This is a genomic window from Rhodosalinus sp., from assembly GCF_046542825.1.
Classification (GTDB): Bacteria; Pseudomonadota; Alphaproteobacteria; order Rhodobacterales; family Rhodobacteraceae; genus Rhodosalinus.
In genome coordinates this window covers 1-9896 of the sequence record NZ_JBKHAQ010000105.1, presented here as the reverse complement: position 1 = coordinate 9896, position 9896 = coordinate 1, and the positions used below count along the sequence as shown (strand labels likewise).

13 protein-coding genes and 1 pseudogene are annotated in these 9896 nt (G+C 68.7%); 2 read left to right on the top strand and 12 right to left on the bottom strand.

From position 1 onward, the window contains the following. The 3 genes from ACLFOB_RS12380 to ACLFOB_RS12370 form a co-directional block, all read right to left on the bottom strand. Positions 1–674, bottom strand: a 674-nt coding sequence (locus ACLFOB_RS12380) for an amidase (protein WP_410926260.1), incomplete at its 3' end; no start/stop codon positions are given. Continuing rightward, positions 671–958 carry an Asp-tRNA(Asn)/Glu-tRNA(Gln) amidotransferase subunit GatC gene (gene gatC, locus ACLFOB_RS12375; RefSeq protein ID WP_410926259.1) on the bottom strand — a complete coding sequence of 96 codons (288 nt, stop codon included), beginning with the start codon at positions 956–958 and terminating at the stop codon, positions 671–673. The genes ACLFOB_RS12380 and gatC, both read right to left, overlap by 4 nt. 35 nt (positions 959–993) lie before the next feature. After that, the gene (locus ACLFOB_RS12370; RefSeq protein WP_410926258.1) at positions 994–1656 is read right to left on the bottom strand and encodes a ceramidase domain-containing protein; all 663 of its coding nucleotides are present in this window, start codon (positions 1654–1656) and stop codon (positions 994–996) included. A 253-nt stretch (positions 1657–1909) separates the two neighbouring features. Between ACLFOB_RS12370 and ACLFOB_RS12365 the strand changes: the two genes are divergently transcribed. Further along, entirely contained in the window at positions 1910–2605 is a 696-nt protein-coding gene (locus tag ACLFOB_RS12365; protein WP_410926257.1) for a metal-dependent hydrolase, read from the top strand. Between the two features lie 87 nt (positions 2606–2692). Here the strand turns inward: ACLFOB_RS12365 and ACLFOB_RS12360 are convergent, their stop codons facing one another. The 5 genes from ACLFOB_RS12360 to hppD form a co-directional block, all read right to left on the bottom strand. After that, positions 2693–3436 carry a 1-(5-phosphoribosyl)-5-[(5-phosphoribosylamino)methylideneamino] imidazole-4-carboxamide isomerase gene (locus ACLFOB_RS12360; RefSeq protein ID WP_410917930.1) on the bottom strand — a complete coding sequence of 248 codons (744 nt, stop codon included), beginning with the start codon at positions 3434–3436 and terminating at the stop codon, positions 2693–2695. A gap of 127 nt (positions 3437–3563) precedes the next feature. Further along, a complete protein-coding gene (locus ACLFOB_RS12355) occupies positions 3564–3938 on the bottom strand; it encodes a hypothetical protein (protein WP_410926256.1) in 375 nt (124 codons plus the stop codon). 662 nt (positions 3939–4600) lie between these two features. After that, positions 4601–5059 carry an acyl-CoA thioesterase gene (locus ACLFOB_RS12350; RefSeq protein WP_410917928.1) on the bottom strand — a complete coding sequence of 153 codons (459 nt, stop codon included), beginning with the start codon at positions 5057–5059 and terminating at the stop codon, positions 4601–4603. Continuing rightward, complete coding sequence (locus tag ACLFOB_RS12345; RefSeq protein ID WP_410926255.1) at positions 5059–5220, bottom strand: hypothetical protein; 162 nt, start codon at positions 5218–5220, stop codon at positions 5059–5061. Before ACLFOB_RS12345 ends, ACLFOB_RS12350 begins: the two co-directional genes overlap by 1 nt. 308 nt (positions 5221–5528) lie before the next feature. Further along, complete coding sequence (gene hppD / locus ACLFOB_RS12340; protein WP_410926254.1) at positions 5529–6629, bottom strand: 4-hydroxyphenylpyruvate dioxygenase; 1101 nt, start codon at positions 6627–6629, stop codon at positions 5529–5531. Positions 6630–6774: 145 nt separating this feature from the next. Between hppD and ACLFOB_RS12335 the strand changes: the two genes are divergently transcribed. Continuing rightward, a complete protein-coding gene (locus tag ACLFOB_RS12335; RefSeq protein ID WP_410926253.1) occupies positions 6775–7230 on the top strand; it encodes an Lrp/AsnC family transcriptional regulator in 456 nt (151 codons plus the stop codon). Between the two features lie 341 nt (positions 7231–7571). Here the strand turns inward: ACLFOB_RS12335 and ACLFOB_RS12330 are convergent, their stop codons facing one another. The 4 genes and pseudogenes from ACLFOB_RS12330 to ACLFOB_RS12315 all read right to left on the bottom strand — a co-directional run. Then, on the bottom strand, positions 7572–8081 hold the full coding sequence (locus tag ACLFOB_RS12330; RefSeq protein ID WP_410917403.1) for a CarD family transcriptional regulator: 510 nt from the start codon (positions 8079–8081) through the stop codon (positions 7572–7574). Between the two features lie 294 nt (positions 8082–8375). Then, complete coding sequence (fdxA, locus tag ACLFOB_RS12325) at positions 8376–8714, bottom strand: ferredoxin FdxA (RefSeq protein ID WP_410917404.1); 339 nt, start codon at positions 8712–8714, stop codon at positions 8376–8378. 52 nt (positions 8715–8766) lie between these two features. Next, a complete protein-coding gene (locus tag ACLFOB_RS12320; RefSeq protein ID WP_410926252.1) occupies positions 8767–9156 on the bottom strand; it encodes an RNA-binding S4 domain-containing protein in 390 nt (129 codons plus the stop codon). 8 nt (positions 9157–9164) lie between these two features. Then, positions 9165–9896: pseudogene (locus tag ACLFOB_RS12315) on the bottom strand (hypothetical protein); the annotation flags it as partial.

Here is a 9896-nt window from a genome sequence, read left to right as displayed (position 1 = left end):
TCGCGCACCGTGCGCGTCATCGGGCCCGCCTGGTCGAGGGACGAGGCAAAGGCCACGATCCCCCAGCGCGAACAGCGCCCGTAGGTGGGCTTCAGCCCCACGATCCCGGTGAAGGCGGCGGGCTGGCGGATCGACCCCCCGGTGTCGGTGCCGGTGGCGGCAAGGCAGAGATCGGCCGCCACAGCCGCCGCGGACCCGCCCGAGGACCCCCCGGGCGTGAGTTGCCGGTCGTCCACGCGCCACGGGTTCACGGCAGGGCCGTAGACGCTGGTCTCGTTGCTGCTGCCCATGGCGAATTCGTCCATGTTCAGCTTGCCCAGCATCACCGCGCCCGCATCTCGAAGCTGCGCGGTCACCGTGCTTTCGTATTCCGGGCGGAACCCCTGCAGGATGCGGCTGGCCGCCTGGCTCGCCACGCCCTCGGTGCAGAAGAGGTCCTTGACCCCGATCGGGATGCCGCACATCGCGGGCGCCTCTTCGCGCCCCTGCAGGCGCTCATCGGCCGCGCGCGCCCGCTCCAGCGCCAGATCGGGGGTCGGATGCGCCACCGCCCCCAGCGCGCCCGCGCCTTCGATCGCGTCAAGGCAGGCCTCGGTCAGGGCAACGCTTGTGACATCGCCACGCCGCAGCGCATCGCGCGCCTCGGCCAGGGTCAGCGCATTCAGCGCGGTCATTCCACCACCTTCGGAACGGCAAAGAAGCCCTCGCGCGCGTCGGGCGCGTTCGACAGCACCTTGTCCGGCATGCCGCCATCGGTCACCACGTCCGCGCGCCGCTTCAGCCGCATGGGCGTGACGCTCACCATCGGCTCGATCCCTTCGACATCCACCTCGTTGAGTTCCTCGATGAACCCGAGAATGCGGTTGAACTCCTCTGCCAGCGCGGGCAGCTCATCCTCCTCCACCCTGATACGGGCGAGATGCGCGACATGCGCCGCGGTGCGGGTGTCGATCGACATGGGCGGGCGCCTCCTTGGCTCGGATCGGGCACGATCTACAGCCCCCGCTGGCCGCTCGCAAGCATGTGCCGGCGATAGACCTCGATCATCCAGCCCAGCATCAGCCCGTTGAGGATGTGCCACATGAAATGCGTGCCGACGGGCACGACCCCGCAGAGCGGCAGATCGAGCGTGCGGAAGGTGAGCGAGGCGATCAGCAGGCCCGCCCCGATGGCGAGCCCCCGCGCCACCTGCGGCAGGCGGCGGCGCAGCAGGACGGCATAGACCAGGATCAGCAGCGGCACGGGCGCATAGCCTGCCGAACTGCCCAACCCCGGCACCATCTGGAACAGCGGGACGGTGGCGACGGCATAGGGAAAGAAGGCCGCCACCCCCAGCCCCGACCAGAGCCGCGAGAGCCCCCAGTAATGCCGGTTCGCGGCATAGATGTAGATCAGGATGAAAAGCAGGATGGGCAGCACGTCCAGAAGCGCCGACCAGACCTGCGCGTGGGTGTGAAAGAGGTAGCTGCCCACACCGATCGCCGCCAGCACCCACACGAGCGCCATCGCCAGCGGCAGCCCCTGCCCCCGCACACGGGCCCACATCACGACAGCCGCGATCAGGAAGGCCGCGTTGGTCACCGCGTTGACGGGCTCCGCCCAGTAGCTCGCGTCGAGCCGCTCGCAATAGCTGTCGATCTGCCGCGTCCACTCCATGCCCCTGCCCCGTCCCGCCCCGGTCATGCCGCAAGATAACCCCCGCCTCCGCCGGTTCCAGCCAGAGGTCCTTCCTCTTGCCCGAAATACCCCCGGGGGAGTCGGCCGCAGGCCGACGGGGGCAGCGCCCCCGCCGCACGAAGTGCCAGAAGGTGGGCGGCCGCAAGGCCGCTCCGCCGGAAAACCGCCCCCATGGCACGCGCCGCGCGAAGTGCTAGGCTCCGCGCGCACACCCCAACCGAGGAGACGCCCGATGAAACTCACCTGGCTCGGCCATGCCGGCTTCCGCATCGAGCTCGGCGACCAGAACCTGCTGGTGGACCCCTGGGTCACCGGCAACCCCCTCTTCCCCGAAGAGCGGCGCGCCGAGGCGATCGCCGGCGCGACCCATGTGCTCGTCAGCCATGGCCATTTCGACCACGTCAACGACGCCCCGCAGATCGCGAAGGACCTGGGCATCCCGGTGGTCACGATCTTCGATCTCGCCGGCTGGCTGGAAAAGCGCGACGGGGTCGAGACCGTGGGCTTCAACAAGGGCGGCACGGTGATGCTGGGCGACGTGGCGGTGACGATGGTCAACGCCGTGCATTCCTCCTCGCTTTCGGACGACGAGGGGCGCCCGGTCTACACCGGCACCGAATCGGGTTTCATGATCGCGCACGGCGGGCGCACGATCTATTTCTCGGGCGACACCGACGTGATGTCCGACATGAAGGTCTTCAACGACCTGCACGCGCCCGAGATCGGCATCCTCTGCGCCGGCGGCCACTTCACGATGGACATGAAACGCGCGGCCTATGCCGCCAAGACCTTCTTCGATTTCAAGACGGTCATCCCCTGCCACTACCGGACGTTTCCGATCCTCGAACAATCCGCGCAGGCGCTGATCGACGGACTGCCGGGTGTCGACGTGATCGAGCCGCAGGTGATGGAACCCATCGAGCTGTGAGGCGGGCACAGGCGGGGGGCGCCAGGCGACAGCCGTATCGCGCTGGAGCGCCGGACGCCGCCCCGTGCCGTCCGGCACGCCTGCCGCTCAGATGAACTCGGCCGTCTCTCCGCGCGGTTCGGCGGCCATCGCCAGCGCCTCGTCCAGCGTGAAGTCGCGCGCCAGCAGCGGGCGGCCCACCACCGCGCCCCAGACGCCGGGGACATATTTCAGCCGCGCGATGTCGTCGAGCGAATGCACGAGGCCGGAGGCGATCACCGGCGTCCGCGCGACACCGGCCAGTTCCGTGACCAGCGCCAGCGGCTCCTCCACCCCGTCGATATCGGCGGTGATGTCGGTGACCATGATCGCGGCCAGCGGCTCGCCCTCGAACTGCGCGATGAAATCGGCGGGGGCGAAGGCGCTGGCCTCGCGCCAGCCGTGCGAGGTGACGGTGCCCTGCCAGACATCGACCGCCAGCACCACCGCGTCGGGGTGATATTTCGCGGCCTGCTTGACGAGGTCCGGCCGCGTCACCGCAAGGGTGCCCACCACCACGCGGCCCGCGCCGCGATCCATCCAGTGGTCGATCCGCTCGACCGAGCGGATGCCGCCGCCCACCTGCACGGGGATGCCGGCGGCGCGGATGATCTCCTCGACCAGCTCGGCGTTGTCGCCCTCGCCGCCCACGGCGTCCAAGTCGGTGACATGCAGCCATTCGGCGCCGGCGGCGGCATAGTCGCGCGCCCGTGCCACGGGATCGACGTGCCAGACATGGGGCTCCTCGATCCGCCCGCGGTGCAGGCTCACGCAGCGGCCGTTCTGCAATTCGATGGCGGGATAGAGTCGCATCCTGTCCAACTCCCTGACGGCACCGGCAAAGGGCCGGCGCCTTGCCGCCTCAATGACCGCTTGGGGGCGAGTCGTCGCTCATGAAAGCGACCATGCCGGGTGCAGGATCGTCAGAGGCGGCGGCAAGTCAGCGGCGCAGCGCCTCCGCATGGGTTGGCAGAAGCATCCCGGCAAGCCGGTCGAGCGCGGCGCCCAGCCGCGCGGTGCCCACACTCGCCGCATAATGCAGTACGCCGCCGCGCGCCGGGGGAAATCCCGCGCCGTGGACCAAGGCAAGGTCGAGCACCGCCGCCCCGCGCGCCGCACCGCTGGCGAGCAGATGCGCGGCCTCCGCGATCTGCGCGAGCAGCAGGGCTTCGCGAATCTCGCCGGCCGTGCGCGACACCACCGCGATCCCGGCGAACTGCGCCACTTCCTGGACAAGGTCCTCGATCAACGGGGCCACGATCGCCCCGCCGCAGCCGGGACAGCGATACCAGCCGACGCTTGCGGGCTTGCCCAACCGCCCCTCCGCCAGCATCCGCGGACGGAGCGGCAGCTCTGCCGGCCCGTCCCTGCGGCGCGCGCGGACGGCGGCGTCATGGCCCCCGGTCGAGAGAGCCGCGGCGGCGAATCAGGTCCAGCAGTTCTGCCACCGCCTCTGCCTCGGTCTTGCCGGAGGTGTCGAGCTGCGCCTCGGCGCGGGCATAAAGCGGCTCGCAGCTGGCGAGCAGCGCGCGCAGCTGGTCATCGCCTGCGGTTTGCCGGCCATCGGGCGCTCGTCGCCCTGCGCGCGCACACGCGCCATGTGCTCCTCCGGCTGGGCGCGCACCAGACGGTGTGGATTTGCGCAAACAGGCGGGCGCAGGTTTCCGGCTCGGCCACGCGACCGCCTCCGACGGCGAGAATCATCGCGTCGTGCGCCTCTGTCACCCGCTCCAGCGGCCTCGAGTTGCGCCAGGTCGCGCGGCGAAAAACCGGAGACGTCAGAGAGGATGCGCCGCGGCAGGCCCTTCTGCTCGCGCGCGGCGCAGCCGTTCGCCCACCCGCGCGAGCAGCCGCGTGCTGGCGTCGTCACGTTCCGCGCCAATGCGTCCGATCTCGCCCCTGCAACCCTCTTGCGAAACATAATGCACAATTCCGGGAAACAGGTTCCATCTGGCACCGTAGAGGGGCGAATTTGCATTATCTTGCGTCTTCTGGCCGCAGATGTGCTTCGACAAGCGCGCGCAGGTCTTCGGGCGGCGCGGTCTTGGCAAAGGCGCTGGCGGTGACGAAAACGCTGGTGAAACGGCCTTCGAAGCAGAGTGCCCCGTCCTGGTAGCCGTCCACGCGGAAGGTGATCGAGGTCTCTCCCAGCCGGCTGGGCCAGGTGCGGCAGATCAGCCGGTGGCGGGGCGTGATCGGCGTGCGAAAGTCGATCTCCATGCGCACGAAGGGCGTACCGATGTCGCGGTCCATGTTGAGCTGGAACCAGCCGGTGCCGCCGGAGCGATCCTCCCACCAGGCATCGATGGCATCGAGCGCCCACGCCGGAATCCGGCCCGAATAGGCGATCTCTGCCGGGTCGCAATCGGCCCAGCGCACCGCGATGGAATGCTCGAAGACCTCCGTGTCGCCGCCTGCCTCTGTCTGGTCCCGCATCAATAGGTTTCCTCGTGATGGCGCCCGTCCCGGCGCATCTCGTCGCGCAGGCTGCGCCAGTCAAGCCCTCCCCCGCGGGCAATGTCGCCAAGCGCCTGGTTCACGCCGTCCTCCAGCGCCTTGAGACCGCAGATGTAGATGTGGCCCTTGGCGTCCTGCATCAGGCGCAGCACCTCGCCGCGCCTGGTCTCGTCATCGGCCCGGCAGGTCCGGTTCAGAGGCGATATGGCCGACCACCTCGGCGAAGTCTGCCCGGGACGTGCACGTTTCCGCCCGAGCCGCGGTTTTCGCGCAATTTTGCACAAACCGGCAGAAACCCAAAGCGTATGGGGACGGTGCGCATTATAGTGGGAAACATGCTTGCCGCGGCGACCGTGCGAACGGGGCGATCGCTGCAGATCCGTCACGAAGAAAAAAGGGCCGCGCCCCAAGTGGGACGCGGCCCGCGAGTTCCCGTGAGTGGCGCGGCTTATTCGGCCGCCTTGATCTCGCCCGTGTCGATCTGTTCCTGCTCGATCGATTCGAAGAGCGCCTTGAAGTTGCCCTCGCCGAAGCCGTCGTCGCCCTTGCGCTGGATGAACTCGAAGAAGATCGGGCCGATCACGGTCTTGGAGAAGACCTGCAGCAGGATGCGCGTCTCGCCGCCGTCAACGACGCCCTCGCCGTCGATCAGGATGCCGTGCTTCTTCATCCGGTCCAAGGGCTCCTCGTGGCCCTGCACGCGGGTCTTGCTCAGCTCGTAGTAGGTCTCGGGCGGCGGCGGCATGAAGCGGATGCCGCGCGCGGCGATGGCGTCGGTGGAGTCGTAGATGTTCTCGGTGCCCACCGCGATGTGCTGGATGCCCTCGCCGTTGTACTTCTTCAGGTAGGACACGATCTGCCCGGTCTCGCCCCGGTCCTCGTTGATCGGGATGCGGATCTTGCCGTCGGGCGAGGTGAGCGCGCGGCTGAAGAGTCCCGTGAACTTGCCCTCGATGTCGAAGAAGCGGATCTCGCGGAAGTTGAAGAGCTTGCCGTAGAACTGGAACCACTTGTCCATGTTGCCGCGGTAGACGTTGTGGGTCAGGTGGTCGAGGTAGTAGAAGCCCACGCCCTTGGGCTTCGACATCGCCAGCCACTCGAACTCCTCGTTGTAGGGCGAGGTTTCGTAGTAATCCTCGATGAAGTAGATGAGCGAGCCGCCGATGCCCTTGATCGCGGGCACGTTCATCGTCTTGTCGTCGCCCTCGTAGGGCTCCGCGCCCATCTTCACCGCGTGATCTAAGGCGTGCTGCGCGTCAACCACGCGCCAGCCCATCGCGGGGGCGCAGGGCCCGTGCTCTTCCACGAAGCGCGCGGCGAAGCTGCCGGGTTCGGCGTTGACGATGTAGGTGATGTCGCCCTGCTGCCATAGCTCGATGCCGGGCTTCGTCTTGTGCCGGGCCACCAGCTCGTAGCCCATTTTCGTGAAGAGGTCGCGCAACTCCTGTGGGTCGGGATGCGCGAATTCCACGAATTCGAAGCCGTCGGTGCCGGCGGGGTTTTCCTCGGTGATGCGCGCTTTCGGCGCGTCGTGCGGGAAGGGTCCCATCTTGCGCGTCTCCTGTGATCGTTCTGTTCGCTGGTGCAATGATAACGGGTTCGAGCAGCGGTTTCTGCGCATTCCGCACCATGCGCGGGGTGTTCTCTGCGGGGTTTGACCGCTAAACTTGGGGGATCATGCGAGGTTCCCGCACATGCTCGACGAAACGGATCATCGCCTGCTCGCCGCGCTTCAGAAGGACGCGCATCTGACCGCGCAGGAGTTGGGCGAGATCCTGCACCTCTCGCCCAGCCAGGCGGGCCGCCGCCGCCAGCGGCTGGAGGCGGAGGGCTACATCCAGAGCTATTCCGCCCGCCTCGACGCCGAGAAGCTTGGGCTCAAGGTGCAGGCCTTCGTGCAGGTGCAACTTGCCATGCACGGGCCGAAACAATCGGCCGAGTTCGCCCGCATGGTCGAGTTGCGCCCCGAGATCGTCAGCGCCTGGACGCTCACGGGAGAGGCCGACTACCTGCTGCGCGTCTATTGTGCGGACCTGCGCGCGCTTCACAGCCTGATCCACGAGGTTCTGCTGCCGCATCCCGCGGTGGCGCGCGTCCAGAGCCAGATCGTGATGGACCAGTTCAAGCGCGACGCGCCCCTGCCGACCTGAGGCGCCCGGCGCGCGCGTTTCCTGATGCAGGTGCCGGTCCGCCTTGCTGCGGGGATGACGGCGTCGGAGCACGCAGCCAGCCGCGCAGGATGCCAAGATCCCGCTGACGGACATCCCCGACAGCATGCGCGAGGACGCGGCCCAACGAACTTTCCGGGCGGGCGAAGGCGCCTTCAAGCGCCTTCCGAAGCGCACCAGAGCGATCACGGCGCAGGACCCCGACGCGGGCAAGGGCCTTTCAAGGCCCTTGAAAGGCGCTTTCAAGCGCCTTTCTCGCCTGACGGCAAGCCCGTGGGCCGCCCCCCAACGGAGCGCCCCTCGTCATCGACTGGCGGGAGGGTTCAGGCGGCGCGCGACACCAGCATCTCGTCTACCTGCCGTGCGGCGGCAACCTCGTCGCTGCCCGAAACTGCGGCGACCTCGCGCGTCAGGCGCTCAAGCGCCGCCTCGTAAAGCTGGCGCTCGGAATAGCTCTGCTCGCGCTGATCGTCGGCGCGGTGCAGGTCACGCACCACTTCGGCAATCGCGATCAGGTCGCCGGAGTTGATCTTCTGCTCGTATTCCTGGGCACGCCGCGACCACATCGCGCGCTTCACCTTCGCCTTCCCCTTGAGCGTGGTCATCGCCTTCGACACCACGTCCGGCGTGGAGAGCGAGCGCATGCCGATTTCCGTGGCCTTCGCGGTGGGCACCCGAAGCGTCATCTTGTCCTTCTCGAAGGAGATCACGAAAAGTTCGAGCCTGATGCCCGCGATCTCCTGTTCCTCGATCGAGACGATCCGGCCCACCCCGTGCGCAGGATACACAACATAGTCGTTCGGTCGGAATTCGGCTTTCTTGGTCTTGCTCATGCGGTCCTTCCTAGCTCGCCGCCCGGATGACAGGCGACAAAAAGAACGGGCGGGCTATCTCCAGCGACCCCGTCCCGAACCCTTTCACATGCCTACAGGATCGCCCGGCAGTCGGCCCGGGTGGCGATCACGGCATCCATGTATCGTTTATATAACAGACCGTCGCGGCGATTTCCAGCAGGCCCGCGCGGAACACGGGAAAACCCCCGGAAAATCAACCCACTGGGCGTGACGCAGGGTCCGGCGTCAGCGCAACTGCGCGGTCTTGCGGGCGTCGGCGCCCCGAATCGGCCCTCAGCCGCCCTCGCCCGCGGCCTCGGTGAAGTATTTCTCCAGCTTGCCGGTCTCGCCGTCGCGTTCGTCGGCCTCGGGCAGCGGGTCCTTCTTGGTGATGATGACCGGCCACATCTCGGAATACTTGCGGTTGAACTCGACCCATCTGTCCATGTCGGGCTCGGTGTCCGGGCGGATCGCATCGGCGGGGCATTCAGGCTCGCAGACGCCGCAGTCGATACATTCGTCGGGGTGGATCACCAGCATGGTCTCACCCTCGTAGAAGCAGTCCACCGGGCAGACCTCGACGCAGTCGGTATACTTGCAGGCGATGCAGTTGTCGGTGACGACATAGGTCATGGGGCGATCCGGGCTTGCTCTGTCGGACCCGTAGCTAGTCCAGCACCGGGGATCATTCAAGCGCCCGCCGGCGCATCGTCTCGAGGTTGCGCCGCGCCCGTTTCGTCGGTCGGCCGCCCGGCTCCGGCTCGGGCGGCCCGCCCGCGTCCGCGGGCGCTGCCGCGCTCTGCTGCTGCGGCGGCTCGAGGTCCTCGTAATGCGCCTGCGCCTCCGGGGCCGGACCGCGCCGGTCCGGCAGGCCGGTAACCCGCACGACCCGCACCCGCCGCGCCTGAACGAAGGTCAGCACGTCGCCGGCGCCGACGGCCGCCGCGGGCTTCGTCACCCGCGCGCCGTTGACGCGGCAGTGACCGGCCGCGATCTCGCGCGCGGCGAGGCTGCGGGTCCTGAAGAAGCGTGCCTGCCAGAGCCACTTGTCGAGGCGCTGGGTCGGGCGCGTCACCTCGCCGGTCACTCCTTGCCCTTGAGGCCCATGAGCGCCGCGGCGAAAGGATTGTCGGGGTCGATGCGGTCCTTGCCCTTGCGGTCGGGGCCGGCGGTAAAGGTCTTGGGCTTGGCCTCGCGCGGAGGCTTGCCGCCCTTGGGCTTGCCGCCCTTCGGTCGCCCCTTGCCGCGCGGCTTGCCGCTCTCTTCGCCTGCACGCCCGCCTGCGGCATCGCGCTGCGGTTTGCCGCGGGCCTGGGTGCGGGGACGGCCGACCCAGGTGAAGGTGAAGAAGACCTCGGTCTCCTCCTGATCCGGCACCGGAGTCGTCTGCACCTCGGGGCCGACGCCCGCGGGCGCATCGGAGGGCGGCTGCGGCGCCGAGGGCACGACCGCAGGGCTGTCGCCATGCCCGACCGCCGCGGCGTCCGGCGGCACGTCGTCGGCGGCTGGCGCGGCCTCGGTCACCGGCGCCACCGCTTCGGGGGCAGCAGGCTCGGTGGCGCTGCGATCGGCGGCGGCGTCCTCGGCGGGGTCGCGCGGCGTATCCTGCAACTGCTGCCCGTCGGCCCCGGCCTCACCCTCGGGCGGTTGTGGGGCGGCGGGAGCCACCTCGGGCGTCTGCCCGAGCGATGCGGGCACCGCGTCGGGCGCCGTGGCGTCGGGCGCGGGCGCAGCCTCCGTCGCGGGCGTTTCCTCTTCCGGCGCGACGGGGGCGGGTTTCGCCTTGGCGCGCTCGCCGCGTTCGGCGCGGTAGCC